At 61.6% G+C, this 20940-nt stretch carries 22 protein-coding genes and 1 tRNA gene; 8 read left to right on the top strand and 15 right to left on the bottom strand.

Annotated elements, in window-relative coordinates; translation table 11 throughout:
- Positions 1–41 precede the first annotated feature (41 nt).
- Together EOB36_RS01085 and EOB36_RS01080 are read right to left on the bottom strand one after the other, a co-directional pair.
- Positions 42–815: a peptidoglycan-binding protein gene (locus EOB36_RS01085; RefSeq protein WP_126102926.1), complete on the bottom strand. Its 774-nt coding sequence runs from the start codon at positions 813–815 to the stop codon at positions 42–44.
- Positions 790–2529 carry a HAMP domain-containing sensor histidine kinase gene (locus EOB36_RS01080; protein ID WP_126102927.1) on the bottom strand — a complete coding sequence of 580 codons (1740 nt, stop codon included), beginning with the start codon at positions 2527–2529 and terminating at the stop codon, positions 790–792. The genes EOB36_RS01085 and EOB36_RS01080 overlap by 26 nt, the downstream gene beginning before the upstream one ends.
- Positions 2530–3061: 532 nt before the next feature.
- Between EOB36_RS01080 and EOB36_RS01075 the strand changes: the two genes are divergently transcribed.
- Together EOB36_RS01075 and EOB36_RS01070 are read left to right on the top strand one after the other, a co-directional pair.
- On the top strand, positions 3062–3412 hold the full coding sequence (locus EOB36_RS01075) for a DUF5330 domain-containing protein (RefSeq protein WP_095486626.1): 351 nt from the start codon (positions 3062–3064) through the stop codon (positions 3410–3412).
- A 115-nt stretch (positions 3413–3527) separates the two neighbouring features.
- Positions 3528–3956 (top strand): SufE family protein, encoded by a 429-nt coding sequence (locus EOB36_RS01070; RefSeq protein ID WP_128284109.1) that lies wholly within the window; start codon positions 3528–3530, stop codon positions 3954–3956.
- 147 nt (positions 3957–4103) lie between these two features.
- Here the strand turns inward: EOB36_RS01070 and EOB36_RS01065 are convergent, their stop codons facing one another.
- Together EOB36_RS01065 and EOB36_RS01060 are read right to left on the bottom strand one after the other, a co-directional pair.
- Positions 4104–4529: a MucR family transcriptional regulator gene (locus EOB36_RS01065; protein WP_023800837.1), complete on the bottom strand. Its 426-nt coding sequence runs from the start codon at positions 4527–4529 to the stop codon at positions 4104–4106.
- Positions 4530–4963: 434 nt separating this feature from the next.
- Positions 4964–5332 (bottom strand): hypothetical protein, encoded by a 369-nt coding sequence (locus EOB36_RS01060; protein ID WP_095486534.1) that lies wholly within the window; start codon positions 5330–5332, stop codon positions 4964–4966.
- Positions 5333–5452: 120 nt separating this feature from the next.
- Here EOB36_RS01060 and EOB36_RS01055 point away from each other — a divergent pair, with 120 nt between their 5' ends.
- Together EOB36_RS01055 and EOB36_RS01050 are read left to right on the top strand one after the other, a co-directional pair.
- A complete protein-coding gene (locus EOB36_RS01055; protein WP_128284090.1) occupies positions 5453–7594 on the top strand; it encodes a S9 family peptidase in 2142 nt (713 codons plus the stop codon).
- Between the two features lie 162 nt (positions 7595–7756).
- Positions 7757–8146, top strand: coding sequence for an SET domain-containing protein-lysine N-methyltransferase (locus EOB36_RS01050; RefSeq protein ID WP_095486532.1), 390 nt, complete (start codon positions 7757–7759; stop codon positions 8144–8146).
- Between the two features lie 7 nt (positions 8147–8153).
- Here EOB36_RS01050 and EOB36_RS01045 read toward each other — a convergent pair whose 3' ends face one another.
- From EOB36_RS01045 to EOB36_RS34245, 5 genes are all read right to left on the bottom strand, one after another.
- Entirely contained in the window at positions 8154–9104 is a 951-nt protein-coding gene (locus EOB36_RS01045) for a cytochrome c (protein ID WP_128284089.1), read from the bottom strand.
- Positions 9105–9113: 9 nt separating this feature from the next.
- Positions 9114–9557 carry a cytochrome c gene (locus EOB36_RS01040; RefSeq protein ID WP_095486530.1) on the bottom strand — a complete coding sequence of 148 codons (444 nt, stop codon included), beginning with the start codon at positions 9555–9557 and terminating at the stop codon, positions 9114–9116.
- Between the two features lie 199 nt (positions 9558–9756).
- Entirely contained in the window at positions 9757–10353 is a 597-nt protein-coding gene (locus EOB36_RS01035; RefSeq protein ID WP_095486529.1) for a superoxide dismutase, read from the bottom strand.
- Between the two features lie 121 nt (positions 10354–10474).
- Entirely contained in the window at positions 10475–11353 is an 879-nt protein-coding gene (locus EOB36_RS01030) for a branched-chain amino acid aminotransferase (protein ID WP_128241971.1), read from the bottom strand.
- Between the two features lie 61 nt (positions 11354–11414).
- Complete coding sequence (locus tag EOB36_RS34245) at positions 11415–11690, bottom strand: hypothetical protein (protein WP_158302625.1); 276 nt, start codon at positions 11688–11690, stop codon at positions 11415–11417.
- 139 nt (positions 11691–11829) lie between these two features.
- Here EOB36_RS34245 and EOB36_RS34240 point away from each other — a divergent pair.
- The 3 genes from EOB36_RS34240 to EOB36_RS01020 all read left to right on the top strand — a co-directional run bounded on the left by EOB36_RS34240 (position 11830) and on the right by EOB36_RS01020 (position 13266).
- Positions 11830–11908 (top strand) — tRNA-Phe (locus EOB36_RS34240).
- On the top strand, positions 11871–12170 hold the full coding sequence (locus EOB36_RS34235; protein ID WP_158302624.1) for an HAD-IA family hydrolase: 300 nt from the start codon (positions 11871–11873) through the stop codon (positions 12168–12170). The genes EOB36_RS34240 and EOB36_RS34235 overlap by 38 nt, the downstream gene beginning before the upstream one ends.
- Positions 12171–12441: 271 nt before the next feature.
- Positions 12442–13266 carry a L,D-transpeptidase gene (locus EOB36_RS01020; protein ID WP_095486527.1) on the top strand — a complete coding sequence of 275 codons (825 nt, stop codon included), beginning with the start codon at positions 12442–12444 and terminating at the stop codon, positions 13264–13266.
- 98 nt (positions 13267–13364) lie between these two features.
- Here the strand turns inward: EOB36_RS01020 and EOB36_RS01015 are convergent, their stop codons facing one another.
- Positions 13365–14270 carry an alpha/beta fold hydrolase gene (locus EOB36_RS01015; RefSeq protein WP_128284088.1) on the bottom strand — a complete coding sequence of 302 codons (906 nt, stop codon included), beginning with the start codon at positions 14268–14270 and terminating at the stop codon, positions 13365–13367.
- A 118-nt stretch (positions 14271–14388) separates the two neighbouring features.
- On the opposite strand from EOB36_RS01015, the gene EOB36_RS01010 reads away from it, so the two are divergent.
- Positions 14389–14979, top strand: a complete 591-nt coding sequence (locus EOB36_RS01010) for a CGNR zinc finger domain-containing protein (protein WP_095486525.1) — start codon at positions 14389–14391, stop codon at positions 14977–14979.
- A gap of 311 nt (positions 14980–15290) precedes the next feature.
- Here the strand turns inward: EOB36_RS01010 and EOB36_RS01005 are convergent, their stop codons facing one another.
- The 5 genes from EOB36_RS01005 to EOB36_RS00985 all read right to left on the bottom strand — a co-directional run bounded on the left by EOB36_RS01005 (position 15291) and on the right by EOB36_RS00985 (position 20862).
- Complete coding sequence (locus tag EOB36_RS01005; protein ID WP_095486524.1) at positions 15291–15536, bottom strand: MoaD/ThiS family protein; 246 nt, start codon at positions 15534–15536, stop codon at positions 15291–15293.
- On the bottom strand, positions 15536–17800 hold the full coding sequence (locus EOB36_RS01000) for a xanthine dehydrogenase family protein molybdopterin-binding subunit (protein WP_095486523.1): 2265 nt from the start codon (positions 17798–17800) through the stop codon (positions 15536–15538). Before EOB36_RS01000 ends, EOB36_RS01005 begins: the two co-directional genes overlap by 1 nt.
- A 2-nt stretch (positions 17801–17802) precedes the next feature.
- On the bottom strand, positions 17803–18279 hold the full coding sequence (locus EOB36_RS00995) for a (2Fe-2S)-binding protein (protein ID WP_095486624.1): 477 nt from the start codon (positions 18277–18279) through the stop codon (positions 17803–17805).
- A complete protein-coding gene (locus EOB36_RS00990) occupies positions 18279–19139 on the bottom strand; it encodes a xanthine dehydrogenase family protein subunit M (protein WP_095486522.1) in 861 nt (286 codons plus the stop codon). Before EOB36_RS00990 ends, EOB36_RS00995 begins: the two co-directional genes overlap by 1 nt.
- A gap of 178 nt (positions 19140–19317) precedes the next feature.
- Positions 19318–20862 carry a helicase HerA-like C-terminal domain-containing protein gene (locus EOB36_RS00985; RefSeq protein ID WP_095486521.1) on the bottom strand — a complete coding sequence of 515 codons (1545 nt, stop codon included), beginning with the start codon at positions 20860–20862 and terminating at the stop codon, positions 19318–19320.
- Between the last annotated feature and the right edge of the window lie 78 nt (positions 20863–20940).

The raw sequence follows: 20940 nt of genomic DNA, 5'->3' as shown, positions 1-20940 counted from the left end.
CCATCCGGTTGGCGAACGCCTCGACCGTCAGGCGTCGACTGTCAGTTGGTCAGGCCGATCTCGCGCATCTTGACGTAGACGACCTCGTCGGGCTCGCCAGTCTCCGGTAGCCCGAACAGTGACTGGAACTCCTTGATCGCTGCCTTGGTGCGTGCCCCGACCACGCCATCGAGCTGCATGTCGTCATTGCCAAATGCCTTCAAACCGGCCTGAATCTTGATAATGCGGGCGTCAGGTGCCTGCGCCGACGCATCCGCCGGCGCCGAAGCGGAAACGGGAATCGCGGCCATGTCGTCCGGGCGGGGCGCCGGATGCGGCACGACCGTCGAGGCGGTTGGCGTGGCGCCTAGTTGATCGAGCAGCACACTGTCGATCTCGCCGGAAGCGTTGAGCCCGACCTTCTGCTGATAGGCCTGTATGGCGTTGCGCGTGTTGGGGCCGGAAATGCCGTCGACGGTGCCGGAATAGAAATCGAGATCCTTCAAGATGCCCTGGACCTGCTTGACGACTGGATCGCTCTTGATCGGTGCCGGAGCCGGGCCGGGCCGCACGATGTTGATGGTGGTCTCTGGCTCGTCGGCGTCTGCGCGAGGAAAGCCCTCTATGCTCCTGGTCGCGAAGAACGCGCCGGCATGAGGAAAAGGCTGATACCACAGGGCATTCGCCGAGACGTAAAACAGCGTCACCAGGAAGGCGGTCGAACCGCCGACCAGAATCGGATTGCGCGAGATCAGGCTGCCGACGGCGACCGCGCCACCCTGGAAGGCATTGCCGCGGCGCTTGACCGCCTTAGGCTGTTTTGCGGAGCGAGCCATGCCTGTCCCCTTTCGTCTCCGCCTTGGCCACGGGCATCGGCAGCACGCCGGGCTTGTCCGTCGAACGTCCCTTCGGTCCGTTCACCGGCAAGCTGATCGTTACTGTGGTGCCCTCGCCCGGCATGCTTTCGATCGACATCGTGCCCTCGTGCAGCGCCACCAGGCCCTTCACCAGCGACAGGCCGAGCCCGGTTCCCTCGAAGCGGCGCGTATAGTCGTTCTGGATCTGCATGAACGGCTTGCCGAGATTGGCAAAGTCTTCCTCGGCGATGCCGATGCCGGTGTCCCTGATCCAGAAATGCAGTCGCGAGCCGATCCGCTTGGCGCCGACGATGACATCGCCGCCATCGGGCGTGAACTTGATGGCGTTGGAGACGAGATTGATGAGTATCTGCTGCACGGCACGGCGATCAGCGTTTATCTCGCCGGCATCCGGTGCGATCTGAGCCTGCAGATCGATGTTTTTTGCCTCGGCCTGCTGCCGCATCATGGACTGGCACATTTCGACCGCTTCCACGAAACGGAACGGTTCCGGCTCGGCCGCGTAGGCGCCCGATTCGATCCTCGACACGTCGAGTATCGAGGTGACGACGGCAAGCAAATGCTGGCCGGACTCCTTGACCAAGCCGACATATTCCTTCTGGCGCGGATCCTTGAACGTGCCGAACATCTCATGCAGCAGCATGTCGGAGAAACCGATGATGGCGTTCAACGGCGTGCGAAGCTCGTGGCTGACGACCGCCAGAAACCGTCCCTTCGCCACTTCGGCAGACGCGGCCGCCTCGTTCGCAGCGGCAAGCTCTTCGCGCAATCCGGCGACTTCGTCGTTTTCGCGCAAGACGAGCGTGAAGACGTCCTGCTGCTCCTTCGCCCGCGTCAGCTCAAGGGAAAACGGCCGGTAATTGTCCGCCGTTGGGCCGTGGCCGTTTTGCGGCAGCCGGACGCGAAAATCGAGCCGGCGCGTCGACGCGCCATCGCGCATGTCGGCCAGCGCGCTGAGGTATGCGACGCGATCGGACAGATGGATACGATCGAACAGGCCAGTACCGAACAGCAGCTCCGGCTGCAGTTTCAGGATCGTGCGCGCTTTTGCCGACGCATCCAGAACCTCGCCATGCCTGCCGACCCGCAGGACAACGGCGTCGATGACGTTCTCGAGCCGTTCGTCGGTCGCCGGATCAAGCTGCGCGCCGGCCGGGCTGCCAAGTCTCGCGACGCGGGGAACGAGGGTGAGCGCCCAGGCCAGCGGCAGCAACCAATGCCACGCAGCGATTTCTGCCGCGCCGAACGGGAAGACGGAACCGGCAAAAGCCTGCAGCACGATAGCGACAAATGCGGATACCGCACCCCACAATGCAGCGCGACGAGACGCGCCAATCCACCAGGCTTCGAACGGGAGCGCCACGACAAGCATGGCAACTGGAGAGGCCAGACCGCCCGCCGCGGCAATGACGCCGGCAAGGGCAAGACTGCCCATCGCCAGGGCGACCTGGCTGGCGAACGCCATCTTACCCGATGCTGCCACCAGCAAGGCGGCAAACCAGCAAAGGCCGAAAGCCGCAAAGATCGCAGCCATGGTCAGGGCCGCGCCCATGCCCGAGGTGACCAGCGTGACTGCTGCACCTGCGGCGAAGAACGGAGCGGCCAGCATGACACCGATAAACCGGCGCTGGCACCGGCGATCGTTCTGTCCGAGGATGGACGGATGAACCATACGTTCGCAACCGGCTGCCATCGCGCCGGGCAACTCAACGTATCTGGCCCCGATCGAACTCAACTCAACGCACTCGCACCCGGTCGTGAACAGCCCTGCTTCGCAGGTTGCTTTTGTTGCTCTGAAACTCGCATCCAGCGTTTAAGGAATGGATAAGGCGGGACCGACCAATGCCCGGCCTGAGGCAAATATTGGGAGACCGGCGCGGCAAAACCTGGGCAATTGCAGCCATAGTAAATGGAGCGTTATTCGGGCGGATCGTCCTTCTGCCTCTGACAGTCGCCACCGGCACGCCGCACTTCTGGGAAATACCTATAGAAAACAGCCAGATGGATGGTTAACCCCAAGTGAAGAAAATCATCTGGATTTGAGGCAAACGCATTGCAAAATGCTTCGTTTCGAATTTGCCTAAAATTTGAGGAAAATTTTCGCTGACCAGGCAAGCCGTCCTTTGCGCGTCTATGCCACTATCGTATCCAAAGAGGTCATGCCGCACGAATGCATGATCCGATCACGGATGAGAGGCATACAGATGGGCTTTCTGATAAGAATGGCTTTCTGGTTTTCGCTGGTGCTTCTGGCGCTGCCGCTGAATGTCGGCTCCGACGAGACAGGCCACCAAAGCGTCGGGCCGATCCAGGCCTTGTTTGCGGCGCGTGAAGCGGTCGGCGACATTGCCGGCATATGCGAGCGCAAGCCCGACGTCTGCGAGACCGGCAAGTCCGCAATGCACACGATCACCGCCCGAGCCAAGGAGACCGCCAAGATCGCGGCCGCCATGTTGGACGACAAGACCGCCGAACCCGACACTGCGACGACGACCGGCAGCGTGCCCGAAGACATCGTCTTGCCCGCAAAAGTCGACCTGCCGGCGAAGAACTGAGACATTTTGTCAGCGCATCTGTCGCTGCATCGCAGGCCCTCCGCCCTCTCGACGCCTATGGTGTTTTTCCTCTTTTTCCGTGACGCGGCGTCGCCGGATGACTATATCCGGGGTGATGACCACGACGATCCAAACGATCCGCGACGACTTCTCCCTGCTTGACGAGTGGGAAGACCGCTATCGCTATGTGATCGAGCTGGGCGAGGCCCTGCCGCCGTTTCCCGATGAGAAACGCAACCCCGCCAACAAGGTGCCTGGCTGCGTCAGCCAGGTCTGGCTGACCACTGAATATGGACCGGGGCCCGACCCAGTCGTCACCTTCGCCGGTGATTCGGACGCCCATATCGTGCGCGGCCTCGTCGCTATCATGCTGGCGCTGTTTTCGAGACGACCCGCCAGCGAGATCCAGAAAACCGACGCGGAAGCCACGCTGAAGGCACTCGGCCTCGACGAGCACCTGTCGCCGCAACGCGCCAATGGTCTTCGTTCTATGGTCAAGCGCATCAAGCGCGACGCCGAGGCGGCCTTGAGGCAGACCGCCTGATTAGGCCACAGCGGGATTGGCCTGCATGATGGCGAGCCCTCGCATATGGCGCAACCCCTATCGATTGCTCCAGCAATGCCCCAAAAGCAAAACGGCGCCCGAAGGCGCCGTTGATCGTCTAACCCAGGTTGGGAAAGACAGCCGGTATCAGCGCCCCTTGCGCTTGCGGCCGAGACCCATCTTCTTGGCAAGCTGTGAGCGGGCGGCAGCATAGTTGGGAGCAACCATCGGATAGCTTGCGTCCAGGCCCCATTTTTCACGATACTCGTCGGGCGTCAGACCGTAGTGGGTCATCAAATGGCGCTTCAGCGACTTGAACTTCTTGCCGTCTTCAAGACAGACGATGTAGTCGTCATGGACGGAGCGCTTCGGGTTTACTGCCGGCTTCTGCTTGTCGGCAGGAGGCTGTTCACTGGCCCCGCCCACGCGCCCGAGGGCGGCATGGACATCGGCGATAAGGCTCGGCAGCTCGCCGACCGGCACCGGATTGTTGCTGACATAGGCGGCTACGACATCGGCCGTCAATTCGATCAGCGCATCACTATTTCTGGAAGGTGTTTCGATAATATCCATGGCTTCATGGCCCCAACGAGAGTTGTTTCTATCCGCGCCCTATTTTTGGCAGGTCGGGCACCGCGCGAAATTTTTGCAGGAAAGAGCCTCTGCGATTCGCGTCGCAGCATTCTAATGAGCCAGTGCACCAAGTAAGTCAATTCGCTTCTTGTGCTATATTCATCGATGTTAATAAAATATTCCACGATCAGCTTCAATCTTTCGTGCACTCTGTAACTTTGCGATATTTTCTGGTCAGACCAGTGGCGGCTGACGCAGCGTCAAGCTGCCGTTACATCCGTGATGGACAGTAAAAATATCTGAATGCTTGGCTATGCTTGGTTGTAGCGTAAGCTATTTGGTTGTTTTCAGAGTCTACGAAACCATAGGTTGCGATTTATCCCTGCTGTCTGCGAGCAAGCCGGAAATCGGCGCTGCGGACCGGCACCGGGCCTTCATTGTGGCGTGATGTACTTTCCATAGACCCAGCCGGTGACGAAATTGCCGCTTTGGGCCGGATCGTGCCAGACTTCGCACCAGCGATAGCGGACCTTTTCCACCTGCTGCGAGGCCGGCTGATTGGCGATGTCGAGCAGGTTTATGCCGCCGGTGCATTTGCCGGTCATCTGCAATACGGCACCGTTGGGATAGGCGGCCTGCTTCTGCGATGACCCGGCCGGATATTTGCGCACGTTGAGTGTGTCGCCAAACGGAACGTTGGTCACTTGCCAAGCTGCGAACACGGTTGCATGAGATTGGCCGGTAAAGGCCAAAACAGTCGAGGCGACGGCGAAAGCCGCGGCAGCGTGAAAACGGAATTTCATTTTTTCTCTCTCCTCCGGCTCATCTTCTGGAGCTCGGCGCAAAACATATATTCCGGCTCTTGAACCTGCGCTGATCGGCGTGTTCATTCTCCATTCAAGTAACTTCCACAGCGAGACGCAATGACCAGAACCCCAGCATTTCCGACTGTCAGCCCGCCACAACCAGAGAAGCGACCGGTCTTCGATATACATCATGGAGTAAACCGGACGGACGACTATGCCTGGCTGAGAGCCGACAATTGGCAAGAGATGTTCAGGGACCCGTCCCTGCTCGACGGCCAAATCCGCGCCCATCTCGACGCCGAGAACGTCTATCAGGCAGCGTTGATGGCCGACACCGCCCAGTTGCGGACGCAGCTTTTCAAGGAGATGAAGGGCCGCATCAAGGAAGACGATTCTTCGGTGCCGATGAAGGATGGGCCATACGCCTACGGGTCATCTTTCAAGCTTGGCGGCGAGCAGCCGCGTTATTTCCGAACACCGCGCGATGGCGGCGACGAGCAGATCCTGCTCGACGGCGACCTCGAGGCCGAGGGCAAGGCCTATTTCCGCCTCGGCGGCGTCGACCATTCGGCCGATCACGGCAAGCTCCTGTGGGCGTTCGACGCCAAGGGCTCTGAATTCTTCACGCTTCGCGTGCGCGATCTCGCCAGCGGCGAAGAGTTGCCGGATAGGATCCCGGACACAGGTGGCGGCGGCGTGTGGGACGCAGGCAACGACGGATTTTTCTATACCCGTCTCGATCCCAACCACCGTCCTTCCAAGGTGCTGTTCCATACCCTTGGCGACAGTCATGAGAACGACCGGCTGATCTATGAGGAAACCGATCCAGGCTTCTTCATGAATGTCGGCGGCACGCGCTCCAACGAGTGGATCATGATCGGCATCAACGATCACGAGACGTCGGAGTACCGACTGATGAGCGCCAGCGAGCCGTTCGCCGAACCGAAGCTGGTTTCGCCGCGCGAGACCGGCCTGCAATACGACCTCGAAGAAGGCGGCGACATCTTCTTCATTCTCACCAACGCCGACGGCGCCAAGGATTTCAAGATCATGACGGCGCCGGCGAACGACCCGGTGCGTGCTAACTGGCAGGAACTGGTGCCGCACGAGGCGGGCCGGCTGATCCTCTCGGTGATCGGCTTCAAGGACCATATGGTCAGGCTTGAACGCAAGGAAGGCCTTCCGCGCATCGTCGTGCACGATCGCAAAAGCGGCGAGGAACACCTCATCTCTTTCGACGAGGAAGCCTTCTCGCTCGGCCTGTCGGGATCCTATGAATACGACACCGAGATCATGCGCTTTTCCTACTCGTCGATGACGACGCCGGCGCAGGTCTTCGACTACAACATGCGCACCCGCGAACGTGTGCTGCTGAAGACCCAGGAAGTTCCGTCCGGTCACGACCCGGACCATTATGTGACGCGGCGGCTGATGGCGCCCGCCGCCGACGGCGAACTGGTGCCGGTCTCGCTCATCCATCACCGCGAAACACCGCTCGACGGATCAGCGCCTTGCCTGCTCTACGGCTACGGATCCTACGGCATCACGGTGCCGGCCGCGTTCAACACCAACTGCCTTTCACTGGTCGATCGCGGCTTCGTCTACGCAATTGCCCATGTCCGCGGCGGCAAGGAAAAGGGTTACGGCTGGTACGACGACGGCAAGCGGGCGCACAAGATGAACACGTTCACCGATTTCGTCGCAGTCGCACACCACCTCGTCGCCGAGCGCTACACGGCCCATGACCGCATTGTCGCCCAGGGCGGCTCGGCCGGCGGCATGCTGATGGGCGCGATCGCCAACATGGCGCCGGAATGTTTTGGCGGGATCGTGGCCGAGGTTCCGTTCGTCGACGTGCTGACCACGATGCTCGACGCGACCTTGCCGCTGACGCCACCGGAATGGCCCGAATGGGGCAACCCGATCGTCTCGGAGGAAGACTACCGGACGATCGCAGCCTACTCGCCCTACGACAATGTCGCCGCGCTCGACTATCCGCCGATCCTGGCGCTTGCCGGCCTCACCGACCCGCGTGTCACCTACTGGGAACCGGCCAAATGGGTAGCGCGGCTGCGCGACCGCAAGACCGGCGACAATCCGGTGCTGTTCAAGATCAACATGGACTCCGGCCATGCCGGCGCATCCGGCCGGTTTTCCAGGCTCGAGGAAATCGCCTTCACCTATGCCTTTGCGCTGAAGGTAGCGGGCAAGGCCACCACAGCGCCGACCGCCCTTATGGACGCGCAAAGGGCGCTGTAGGAGCTTGATCTTGCGCATGATCCTCAGCGGAAATTCGATTCCGATTCCGGGCCATGCGCTACTGATTTTCTGCTCGCAATTGCGATGGCCGCGCGCTACCCAATGCGCGGCTTTTCGCGGCCGCGCCAACCAAAATCACCCAGTCACTCCAAAGGGTCTGCCATGTTGCTCGTCGACGTCTATCTCGACAAATCGCCTATCCAAGGCATTGGTGTTTTTGCCAAGAACCACATTCCCCGTGGCACACTGCTTTGGAAGCTCGATCCCAATTACGACCGGCGCATCCCTGTCGAGACCTATGAGCGCGAAACCGGGCCGATCAAAGCCTATCTCGATCGCTATTCCTATCCCGACCGGCGCGACCCCAACTACATCGTCTTCGAAGCCGACGACGCGCGCTACATGAACCATGCCGATGACCCGAATTGCGACGTCGCCTCGCCCGAGGAGACATATGCGTTGCGCGATATCGCGGCCGGCGAGGAATTGACCTGCGACTACAATCATTTCTTCGAAACCGGTTTCGATTTCCTGGGCGATCGCCACCCGTAATCGAACATTAGCTCGAAGGCTGCTTGCGTGCCGGATAGCCGTTGGGATGCGGCGGTATGGCCTTCAGATAGGCTGCGATCGCCGCGCGGTCCTCGGGCGTCAGCTCGGCCATGTTTCTCTGCACATCGACCATAGCGCCACCCACGGAATCGAAATCCGGCGTGAAGCCGGTTTCGAGATAGTAGGCGATATCGGTCTCTGACCAGTCACCGAGCCCGCCTTCGCCCGAAGTGATGTTCGGGACGATGCCGCTGCCTTCGGCGGCCGCAGCACCCGCTAGCCACTGGCTTTTCTTGCTGCCACCGATGAAATCCCGCGGCGTATGACATTCGCCGCAATGGCCAGCCCCTTCGACCAGATAGCGACCTGCCAGCACCGGCTGCGGCGTCCCGTCCGGAAAGGAAACCACCGGCTGATCGCCCAAATAGAGACGTTTCCACAGCCCGATGCCGCGACGGATGTTGAACGGGAATCCTAGCGCATTGGGCGGCGCCTTGCCGGTGACAGCGGGGAGCGTCTTCATGAAGGCATGGAGATCGGCAATATCGGTCGGCTTCATGCGCGCGTAGGATGAATAGGGAAACGCGGGGTAAAAATGTTCGCCGCCCGGCGACACACCCTTCAGCATGGCGTTGGCGAGGTCTTCCACCGACCAGGCGCCTATACCGTCCTTGGCATCCTGCGAAATGTTTGGCGGCACGAAAGTCCCGAACGGCGTCTTGAGTTGGAGACCGCCGGCCAGTTGAAGGCGGGTATCGCCCTGCGAGCCTGGCTTCGCATGACAGGACGTGCAGCCGCCGGCATAAAAAATACGCTTGCCCCTGGCGGCATCGCCGGGGCCGAGCTGCGCCAGGGTCTCAGTGTCTAGCCTGACCGGCGCCGACAGGAACCAGCCGGCAACTGCGCCGGCGGCGCCTAGAAGAAGAGCGGCGCCGACGAGTTTTTTCAGCAGGCGCATCGCCCGCTATCAGCCCTTCTTTATCCTGTAGGTCTGGTGGCAGGTGCCGCAATCACCGCCAATGGTATTGAACTGCGCCTTCAAGGCATCGACGTCGGCAGGGGCGGCGGCCGCCGCAGCCTTGACGTTGGCGAGATACTTGCCCTCAACCTCCTTGAAGCCGGCCATATCTTCCCAGATCTTGGGAGCAGCCGTGGTGTCGCCGGTGTCGCTGCCCGCCGGGAAAAAAGTGTCGACGTTGGCATGGAATTTCTCCGCGTTGGCCTGCAGCGCCTGCAATGCCGTCAGCACGGCGGCGGCATCGTAAGGGGCCTCGCCCTTGACAACTTTCGACAATTGGCCGGCGATCTTTCCACGTTCCTTCATCAGGGCCTGCCGGTCCTGGATCGGATCGGCAAACGCCGCCGAACCGGCGAAGGCGAGCATCGAGATGGCGAGGATAAGCTTTCTCATTCAACTGGCTCCTTGGTGAAGACGTTTTCGGGTAAAGGTCGGTACCGATCGATAACGGCAAAGGTGGCTTAAAAATTCCGGAAATTCGCCTCACGCTTGTGTGAATTTTTGCGACAGTCGTTCTTGTGTGGAAATGAGCGACCGATCTCGAGCCAAAAGAAAAGCCCCGTTTCCGGGGCTTTTCTGCAACTCGAACGGCTTACGCCTTTTCGTATGTCTCGAGAACGTAGTCCCAGTTGATGAGACTGTCGACGAAAGCTTCGAGATATTTCGGCCGGGCGTTGCGATAGTCGATGTAATAGGAGTGCTCCCAGACATCGACGCCCAGGATCGGCGTCGCGCCATGGACCAGCGGGTTCTCGCCGTTCGGGGTCTTCGAGATCGCCAGCTTGCCGTCCTTGACCGAAACCCAGGCCCAGCCCGAACCGAACTGAGTGGTTCCGGCGGCGATGAAGTCCGCCTTGAATTTGTCGTAGCCGCCAAGGTCGCTGTCGAATGCCTTTTGCAGCGCGCCCGGCAATTTGTTGCCGCCGCCGCCCTTCTTCATCCACTTCCAGAAATGGATGTGGTTGTAGTGCTGGGCGGCATTGTTGAAGAGCCCGGCATTCTTGCCGAAGGACTGTTTTACAACGTCTTCGACCGACAAATCGCCCAGGCCGGCTTCGGCAGCCAGCTTGTTGCCGTTGTCAACATAGGCCTTGTGGTGCTTGTCGTGATGGTACTCCAGCGTCTCCTTCGACATGTAAGGCTGCAAGGCCTCGTAGTCATAGGGCAAGGCGGGCAGTTCAAAAGCCATCGGTCGTACTCCTCGTGGAAAAAATCCGGTGTCGATACCGGACTAACATAGGTCTGGATTGATGTGGAGCAACTCCGGAATGAAGCGCCGGTTCGCTTTTTAGCCAGTCAGCTTTAGCCAGTCATCCGGCCGAAGTCGAATGCGCCCAATCCCAATAGAGTTCGCGCGCCTTCTTGGCTACAGGCCCGGGTTGTAGATTGCGGTCCTCGATGCGGGTGACCGGCACGACTTTCGAATGGTTTCCCGTCGAGAATATCTCGTCTGCTTCGAGGAAATCGCGCACCGACAGCGTCTTCTCGGTGGTCTTGAACCCGTACTCGCCAAGCAGCGTCATCGTCCGCGAGCGGGTGATGCCGGACAGGAACGTGCCATTCGGCGCCGGCGTCAGGACATGGCCGTCCTTGACCAGGAAAATGTTCGAGGTTCCGGTCTCGGCGACATTGCCCAACATGTCGAGCACCAAGGCGTTGTCGAAGCCGCGCATCTTGGCTTCGAGGATGGCACGGCCGTTGTTGGGATAGAGGCAACCGGCCTTGGCATTGGTCGGCATGGTTTCGATGGTCGGGCGCCGGAACGGCGAGACGCTGACCGAAAAGCCCGCTGGCGAGATCATCGGCGATTCGTAGAGGCAAAGGCAGAAACGGGTCGAGGCCGGATCGGCCGGCACGCCCATGTAACCACCATGCTCGGCCCAGTACATCGGCCTGATATAGACCGCCGTCTTGCCATCGAACTTCTTCAGCCCGTCCCAGGTTAGCCCGACGATTTTTTCGGTGCTCATGGATGGTTTGAGGCCGAGCGCGATCGCCGAGGCGTTCACCCTCGCGGCGTGGCGATCGAGGTCGGGGGCGACGCCCTCGAACCAGCGGGCGCCGTCGAACACGCTGGTGCCGAGCCACATGGCATGGCTGCGCGGCCCCAGAATGGCGACGTTGCCTTCGTGCCAGTCGCCGTCCACGAAGGTCCATGTCGCGGATTGCGCCGCAGTCGCCAGTGTCATCGCTTGGTTCCGTTTCAGAGCTGTCCTGTGTCGCCAATGGAAGATGCTTTGGCGTCTGCCGTCAACGGGCATCGCTGAGATTTGTTGAGGCCAGCGCTATGTGAACTGCAATCTGTGCTTGCGCCTTGCCCTGCCTCGCCGCAAAACTGTCATCATGCACCATGCGGCTTACGTTTTCGACGCCTACGGCACGCTGTTCGACGTGCATGCCGCCGTACGCCGTCATGCCGACCAGATCGGGCCAGACGGCCAGCTGCTTTCGGAGATCTGGCGCGCCAAGCAGCTGGAATATTCCTGGGTGAGGACGCTGATGGGCGCCTACGCCGATTTCTGGCAACTCACCGAGCAGGCGCTCGATTTCGCCTTGCGTAAGGTTCCCTCCGCAGACAAGGGGCTCAGGGCCAAGCTGCTCGACGCCTATTGGCGGCTCGACTGCTATCCGGAGGTGCCGGCCGTGCTCAAGGCGCTCAAGGCATCGGGCGCGAGACTGGCGATCCTCTCCAACGGCTCGCCTGAAATGCTGGAAGCGGCGGTCAAATCCGCCGCGCTCGACCAGGTTCTGGACGACATCTATTCCGTCGATGCCGTCAGGCGCTTCAAGACCGATCCGTCGGTCTACGACTTGATCACGACAGGCTGGCGCCTCTATCCGGGCGCGGTGTCGTTTCAGTCATCCAACCGCTGGGACGTCGCCGGCGCGACCAAATTCGGCTTCCGGACAGTCTGGATCAACCGCTCCAACCAGCCCGAGGAATACCGGGACTTTCCGCCGGCCCTGATCCTGCCCTCGCTCGAAGGCCTGTTGGCCGGAGGCTAGCGCATGACCCCAAAGTCGGAATCGATTTTTGGAAAGGATCGTGGGCAAAGTAAAAGTGCCACAGCGTCCTTTACGCGTCCAAATGGACGCGGCGCCGTAGGCCTGTTGCCTCGGTGCAACAGCGGCGGCGCCGTCACAGCTTTGCCTTTGTTTGTCCACCCTCAGGCCAGAATCGGAACCGCCTATCGCGCCGGGGCATTGGTAGGGCTGGCGCCGTAGTGATCGGCGTATTCATGTTTTGTTTCGATTTGAGACCTAAAAAAAGGCAACCATGTCCACAACCGAAATCGAATCCTATCGCCTGAGCCGTCGCGGCTTTCTCAACGCCGCTGCGCTCGGCGCCGCCTCGATTGCGGTTTCCGCCTGCACCACGGTGGGAGGGCAGCCGGTTCAGCCTCCGCCGCCAGTCAGTGTCGAGCCGCCGCTCCTGGACTATGCAACAATGTACGCTCCGGTCAGCGACGGTGGGTTCGACCTCCCGGGCATACCGTTCGAGAAAATCGACGAGCAATTTCTGCGTCAGATCGTTCCCGATCCGACCGGCCAACGGCCCGGCACCATCGTCGTCGATACGGCCGGCCACCACCTCTATCTCGTGCGTCCGGGCGGACAAGCCATCCGTTATGGCGTCGGACTGGGTCGTGCCGGTTTCGAATGGTCGGGCGACGCCGTCGTCCAATGGAAGCAGAAATGGCCGAAATGGACCCCGCCGGACGAAATGATTGCCCGGCAGCCTGAGCTCGCAAAATACAGCGCCGACAATGGCGGCATGCCCGGCGGCCTCACGAACCCGCTCGGCGCGCGTGCGCTGTATCTCTTCCAGGGCAACCAGGACACACTTTACCGCCTGCACGGCTCGCCGGAGTGGAACTCCATAGGTAAATCGGTGTCATCTGGCTGCGTTCGCTTGATAAATCAGGACATTATCGATCTCTACGACCGCGTGCCCGGCAAGGCGCCGGTGATCGTTACCTCCGGTATCGGTGAACCGATGGATGCCCCAGCAAACCGGAAGGCCATTCCGATCGATGACGGCGTGCCGGAAGGATCGATCCTGCTCGGCGCGGCCAGAACAATCTCGGACTCGATTTTCTGAGCTGGTCGAAAGTGCTGGAGGAGCGGACATTCGCCCTTCTCACTGTCGATCCGGACACGCCAAAGCATTCACGCACCCCGCCGAGTTCTCTGCCGCCGTCACTTGGCGGAATCTCGAAACACGCCGGCGTCCACGTCGAGCATGAAGCGGCTCACAAGAGCCGCGCATTCTCTATGATGGGTTTCCAAAAGCTGGTGTCCGCTTTCGAAGACGTGGATCTCCAGCGCATCAAGGGTGCGGTTGTATGCCATGATCTCGTTGATATCAAAGAAGGGATCGTGCCTACCCCAAAGCAGAAGGCACGGCGGCTGATGCTCGGAGTGGTAGGCCCGGATGGTCGGGAAACGCGCAATGTGCGACCCGTAATCGGAGAAGATCTTGAACTGGATATCGATGATTCCGGGCCGCGACAGACGCTCCCAGTCGAGATGCCAACCCTCGGGAGGATAGAGAGACGCCAGGCGCTCCGGCTGCTCTCCGACATACTGGTATCGGGTCGTCTCGAAATTCATCCAGTCGGGGAGCTTGGCCCTGTTCTCCTCGGTCGGGTCGGCAAAGAACGCCTTCGGGGCGTCCCATCCCTGCCCCAGCCCCTCCTCATGCGCATTGCCGTTCTGGACAATCAGACCACGGATGCGGTCCGGCCGGCGTGTTGCGAGGTGATAGCCTACCGGGGTGCCGAAATCGTGGATAAACAGGAAGAATCCCTCGAGGTCCAGCGCAGCGAGGAACGCGTCGATCGTGTCGGCAATGTTCTCGAACGTGTAGTCGTAGGCATCGGCGGATGGCGCGGAGGAGTAGCCGAAACCAGGCAGATCCGGCGCAAGGACATAGGCGGTTTCCGCCAATGGCTCGATGATGTTGCGATACATGTAAGACGAGGTCGGATAGCCGTGCAGCAGCAGGATCGCCGACCTCGCCGGGTCGCCGGCATGCCGGTAGAAGATGTCCAGGCCTTTGACATCGATGGTCTCGTGGCGGGTCTTGTGGTGATGGTTTTGCATCTCTCATTCCTCCTTCTCGTGCCGGACGTGACATCGCCCTGGCCTCGAAACCGGATTTCCATATTATAGCGGTTACAGTGCTTGTAACCGGATAACAGGTCAGACGAGGTTAGGTTCCGTGGCGAACGCACATACGCAATGGGTGCAGGAGCACTTCATTGGCGGGCACCCCGCCCTCGACCTGGCGAACGCCGTGTTCAATCGGCGGGTGCCCGAGCAGGATAACGAACTGCTTAAATCCGCCCGGGACATCGGAAACTGGTTCAAGGCATCGGGGCTTGCAGATGCTCGCCAGGCAGAAGCGGTCGCCAGCATAACGGGCGAACCGCTCATCGAACGGGTCCACGCGGTGCGGGAGGCGTCGGCCCGGGTCTTCGGGGCGATCGCCGCGGGCCGGCCCCCCGCGATGGAGGCGCTGAGCTTCCTGTTTTCCGGTGCGGCAAGCGGGCTTGCCGCCGGGTCCATCTTACCGACCGACGCGCGACCGGAACTCACTTTGGTCGAGTGGCGGAACCCGGCCGCCGTCACGGCCTTCCTGGCCGTGCTGTCGGTGGAAGCCTTCTTCACCCTGTCGCGGGAAAGGCTGCGCTCCTGTCCGCGCTGCGGCTGGCTTTTCCTGGACACGTCGCGAGGCGGGAAACGCCGCTGGTGCAGCATGCGGACTTGCGGAAACCGCGAGAAGGTGTCGCGCCACAGGGAGCATGCCTAACCGAACGGCTTCATCGTGATGTAGCGGCAGAGACAAGACCACAGCGGATGCCGTCGGCCGCCACATCTATCTTGGCGCTACCGCGTCCAGTTGCGCAAATGCGCTATGGCTGCTCAGGTTCGGACCACGTCGAGGCCCGCGGAAGGCTGAAGGTCCGCTTCCAAGAAATCAAGCCTCAAAGCTGCCAATCCTGCTTCGGCCCAGAAGCAGTCATCAAAAAGGAGCCGAACTCGCCGGCTGAACTGGCCAAGAACTCTCGTGAATAACCGAGGTTTCTCGAGCCTACATGGCAGGTCAACACGGTTGTCCAGTCATCCTCCGGCAAGACGCGGCAGCAGGAAAATTTCAGCACCTTCTGGCAATTCCTTCGACCAGGTATCGCGATAGATCGTCCCGTCTATGGCGACGGCAATGCCGCGATCGATCAAGGGCTCCAGGCCGGGATACTGTTCAGCCAGCTTCCTGAACAGCTCCCTTATGTCCTTTGCTTCGATGTCGACCTTGTTCTTGCCTCCGGCGGCCGCGCCAAGCGATCCCCAGAGCGTCACTTCAACCATCAGCCTGCCCGTTCGGCCTCGATCGCCGCCAGGATGCGCGGCGGCGACATCGGGATATGCGTCATCCGCACGCCCGCGGCGTTCGACACCGCATTGGCGATCGCCGCCAGCGGCGGCACGATCGATGTCTCGCCGACGCCGCGCACCCCGTAAGGGTGGTTGGGGTTGGGGATCTCGAGGATCTGCGTGTCGATCATCGGCAGGTCCGAGCAGACCGGGATGCGGTAGTCGAGGAAGCCAGCATTCTGAAGCCGCCCGTCCTTGCCGTAGATATACTCCTCGTTGAGCGCCCAGCCGATGCCTTGCGCGGCGCCCCCCTGGTACTGTCCCTCCACATAGGTCGGGTGCACCGCCTTGCCGGCGTCCTGGACGACGGTGTAGCGCAGCACCTTCGTGGCGCCGGTCTCGGGATCGACCTCGATATCGCAGATATGGGTGGCGAAGGAGACGCCCGCGCCATCGGCGACGAGTTCGCTGTGGCCGGCAATCGGCCCTCCAGTTTTGCCCGACTCGGCCGCGATCTCCTTCAGCGACAGTTTTCCGAGGTTGCCGTGCTTCTCGCCCTTGGCGACCGCATGGCCCTGTTCCCAGGCCACGTCGTCGACGGAAATGTCCCACATCTGCGCGGCGCGTTCCCGCAGGACCTTGATCGCGTTGCGGGCGGCCGAGATCGTCGCCATAGAGGACGAGAAGGTGCCCCGACTGCCGTCCGTCATATCATTGTAACCGAGGCTGGAAGTATCGGCGACCACCGCCTTGACCTGCTCATAGGCGATGCCAAGTTCTTCCGCGGCCACCAGCGACAGCGAAGCGCGCGAGCCGCCGACGTCAACGGTTCCGACGGCAAGCGAGACCGAGCCGTCCATGCCGATGTTGAGGTCCGTACAGGTCTGGCCGCCGAAGTTGAACCAGAAGCCGCAAGCCATGCCGCGGCCCTGGTTCTTGCCGAGCGGAGCCTTCATGTGCGGGTGGTTCTTCGCCGCTTCGAGCGTCGGGCCGATGCCGATCGGGCCATATACCGGGCCGTAGGACGATCTGGTGCCCTCCTGCGCGGCGTTTCTGATCCGGAATTCGACCGGGTCCATGTCGATCTCCTTGGCCAGTTCGTCGATTGCGCTCTCCACCGCGAAGGCAGCCATCGGCGCTGACGGCGCGCGATAGGCGGCGGTCTTCGGCCGGTTGACCAGAACTTCATAGCCGACCGTCTTGACGTTCTCGAGCCTGTAGCAGGCAAACGCGGTCATGGCACCGATCTCGGCCCACATGCCGGCATAGGGGCCGCAGGAATAGCGCAAGGTCGCCTCGGCTGCGGTGATCGTGCCGTCCTTGCGGGCACCGATCTTGACGTCGATCGAGGTGGCACTTGTCGGCCCAGAGGCGCGGAACACCTCGTCGCGCGTCATGACCAACTTAACCGGCCGGCCAGCCTTGCGCGACAGCGCCAGCGCCACCGGCTCGGCCCAGACATGAGTCTTGCCGCCGAAACCGCCGCCGATCTCCGACGAGGTGACGCGCAGCTTCGAGGCTTCCATGCCAAGCAACTGGGCGCAATGCTGGCGATAGACGAAATGCCCTTGCGTGCAGACCCAGAGGTCGGCGGTCCCGTCGGAGCTGACATTGGCCACGCAGGCATGCGGCTCGATATAGCCCTGATGCGTCTGCTCGGTCTTGAAGGAACGTTCGACGACGAAATCGGCCTGGCCGAAACCCTCATGGATGTCGCCATGGCCATACTGGGTGCGCTTGGTGACGTTGGAAGGCTTGACGGGCTTCTCCTCAAGGCCCTCGGTGAAGATCGCGTCGTTGAGCAGGGGTGCCGTGTGCTTCATCGCCTCGTCGACATCGGTCACATGCGGCAGCACCTCATAGTCGACCTCGATCAGCTTCAGCGCTTGCCTCGCTATGCGGGCGTCGACCGCTGCGACCGCGGCCACCGCATGGCCGTCATAGAGCGCCTTCTTGCGCGCCATGCAGTTGTCGAGGATGTCGTACATGGCGGCATCGCCATCGGTGAGGTCCGGCAGGTCGGCGGCGGTGATCACCGCCTTGACGCCGGGGAGCTTCTCCGCCTTCGACGTGTCGATCTTCCTGATCGTGGCGTGGGCGTGCGGGCTTCTCAGAACACGCCCGACCAGCTGGCCGGCCATGTTGAAATCCGCGCCGTAGCGGGCGCGGCCCGTCACCTTGTCGACGCCGTCGGGACGGATGGGGCGAGTGCCGACGGATGTGAAATTGCGTCCCGAATAACGCGGATCGAAATTCATCGTCAGGCTCCCTTCATCACGCTGGCGGCGTCCTGGACGGCGCGCACGATCTTGTCATAGCCGGTGCAGCGGCAGAGATTCCCGGCGAGGCCAAAGCGGATTTCCTCCTCGGTCGGGTCGGGGTTCTTGGCCAAAAGGTCCTTGGCCGCAATCAGGAAGCCCGGCGTGCAGATGCCGCATTGCAGTGCTGCGTGTTCGAGGAACTTCTGCTGCAGCGGATGCAGCCTGTCGCCATGCGCCATGCCTTCGACGGTCTCGACGCGCCGGCCCTCGGCCTCCGCGCCAAGCACCAGGCACGAGCACACCAGCCGGTCGTCGAGGATGATGCTGCAGGCGCCGCAGTCGCCGGTGCCGCAGCCTTCCTTGGCACCGGTCAGGCCGAGGCGGTCGCGCAGCACATCGAGCAGCGTCTCGTCCGGTTGGCAAAGGTATTCGAAATTGTCGCCGTTGATTGTCGTTGAGACTGCTACGCCGGCCATCATTTGCCTCCTGCACGTGCATAGGCGGTCATGGCGGCCCGCCTGGCCAGCACACCCGCAACTTTTCTTCTGAATTCGACGGTGCCGCGCTTGTCGTCGATCGGACGGCAGGCCCCCGCGCAGACCTTGGCGAGCCGCTCAAGTGCTGCTTCGTCCATCTTCCTGCCGATGAGGGCCTCGGCGGCCTCCTCGACCAGCAGCACCGTCGCGGCCACGGCGCCCAGGGCCACGCGGGCCGCCTTGACGACACCTTGCTCATCAAGCGTCAGGTTCACGCCGGCGCTGACCACGGCGATGTCCATCTCCGTGCGTGGAATGAAACGCAGATAGGCATCGCCGGAGCGCGGCGCGCGCCTGTCGAGCAGGATCGCCTCGATGATCTCTCCCTTGGCGAGCGACGTCTTGCCCGGCCCGGTCGGCACGGTTTCCACTGGGATTGTGCGCTTGCCTCCGGGCCCGATAACCAACGCCCTGGCGTGGGCGGCCACCAGCGCCGGCACGCTATCGGCGGCCGGCGAGGCGTTGCAGAGATTGCCGACGATGGTGCAGCGCCCCTGTACCTGCTTGGAGCCGATCAGCTTAGCCGCTTCGACGACGCCAGGCCATGCTGTCTTCAGGGCCGCGTTCTCTCCCAATGCAGCGCAGGGGACCGCGGCACCAATGCTGAAGCCCTCCGCCGTTTCCCTGATTTCGCTGAGCCCATCGATCGCCTTGATGTCGACGATCAGCTCGGGTTCGATGAAGCCGCCTTTCATCCTCACCAGCAGGTCGCTGCCTCCGGCGAGAATGGCGGCTGTGCCGGACGAGCCGGTCAACTGGCCAACGGCGTCTTCGATTGAAAGCGGACGTATGTAACGCATCGTCTCCCCTTGGTTATCGCAATCTCATCAACCGTTATAAGGAGTCTCCTCACAATGGCCACCCGGTTCTGCATTTGCGGCAATTCAGCTAGGGCCAACCTGAAATGACGTGTGCCGTGACGGGATTTTTCAGACTCGGCGCGCCCGGCCGATTCCCACCTTTTTGGGTCCGATGCTCTCACCGCCCCCTGGCGAGACTCCCCAGAATGCCGCGCACGATCGCCCGGCCCACGGACGAGCCGACGGAACGAACCACCGATTTGATCGCCGCCTCCGCCACCGTCTGGCGATTGGACGGTCTGGGTGCCGATGTACGCCTGCTGCCGGTGGTCTGGGGCGGGGGGCTGTCATTGTCGAAGCCTGGAATGGTCCAGCGTGAGCGGCCGCTCTCCTGCTGCTGCGCCTCTGCGTCCAGAGCGTCCTTGGCTTTTTTCTGCAGCATCTCGAAAGCCGATTCGCGATCGATGGTCTGGTCGTACTGCCCCGCAACCGGGCTCTCAGTGATCAGCTTGCGGCGCTCGTCAGGCGTGATCGGACCAAGTCGTGACGACGGCGGGCGAACCAGCGTCCGTTGGACCATCGAAGGAGCGCCCTTCGCTTCCAGCGTCGAGACCAACGCCTCGCCAGTGCCGAGCTGTGTGATCACGGTCGCGCAGTCGAAGTCGGGATTGGGCCTGAACGTCTCGGCGGCCGTCCTCACCGCCTTCTGCTCCCGCGGCGTGTAGGCGCGAAGCGCGTGCTGCACCCGGTTGCCGAGCTGGGCCAGAACCGTTTCAGGGATATCCAGCGGATTCTGGGTGACGAAGTAAACGCCGACGCCCTTCGAGCGGATCAGGCGGACCACCTGCTCGACCCGGTCGATCAGCACCTTCGGCGCATCGTCGAACAGAAGGTGCGCCTCGTCGAAGAAGAAGACCAGCTTTGGCTTGTCGGGGTCGCCGACTTCAGGCAGTTCCTCGAACAGCTCCGACATCAGCCACAAAAGGAATGTCGCATAGAGCCGGGGATTCGCCATCAGCTTGTCGGCGGCCAGCACGCTGATGGCGCCGCGCCCGTCGCGGGTGGTGCGCATGATGTCGGCGATCCGCAGTGCCGGTTCGCCGAAGAAATTCGTCGCCCCCTGCTGCTCCAGGACCAGCAAGGTGCGCTGGATAGCGCCGACCGAAGGCTTGGTGACATTGCCGTAGCGAGCTCCGATTTCTTGGGCGCGATCGGCAATGTTGGCAAGAAGTGCTTGCAGGTCCTTCAGGTCCAGCAGCAACAGGCCTTCTTCGTCGGCGATACGGAAGGCGATGTTCATGATGCCTTCCTGCGCCTCGGAGAGGTTCATCAGCCGCGACAGAAGCAGCGGCCCCATTTCCGAGACGGTGGCGCGTATCGGATGGCCCTGCTCGCCGAACAGATCCCAGAAGATGACCGGAAACTCCTGGAATTCATAAGGATCGAGCTTGACCTGCTCGGCGCGCTTGACCAGAAAATCCTGTGCCGTGCCCATCATGGCGATACCGGACAGGTCGCCCTTGATGTCGGCGCAGAAGACCGGCACGCCGGCATTGGAGAAACCTTCCGCCAGAATCTGCAAGGTCACGGTCTTGCCGGTGCCGGTCGCACCGGTGACCAGGCCGTGGCGATTGCCATACTGAAGCAGCAGATTTTCGGCGCGCTGGTAGCTGTCATCAGGCTTGCGGCTGGCCCCTATGAAAATACTGGTGTCGTCAGCCATGTGTCGGGTCTCCGCAAACCTGAAGTGTTGAACGCCCTGATCTATTGAAAGTAACCGGGCTCGCCGCAGGTATAATGA

This window comes from Mesorhizobium sp. M6A.T.Cr.TU.017.01.1.1, from assembly GCF_004023115.1.
Lineage (GTDB): Bacteria > Pseudomonadota > Alphaproteobacteria > Rhizobiales > Rhizobiaceae > Mesorhizobium > Mesorhizobium mediterraneum.
This window is presented reverse-complemented; position numbering and strand designations above follow the sequence as displayed.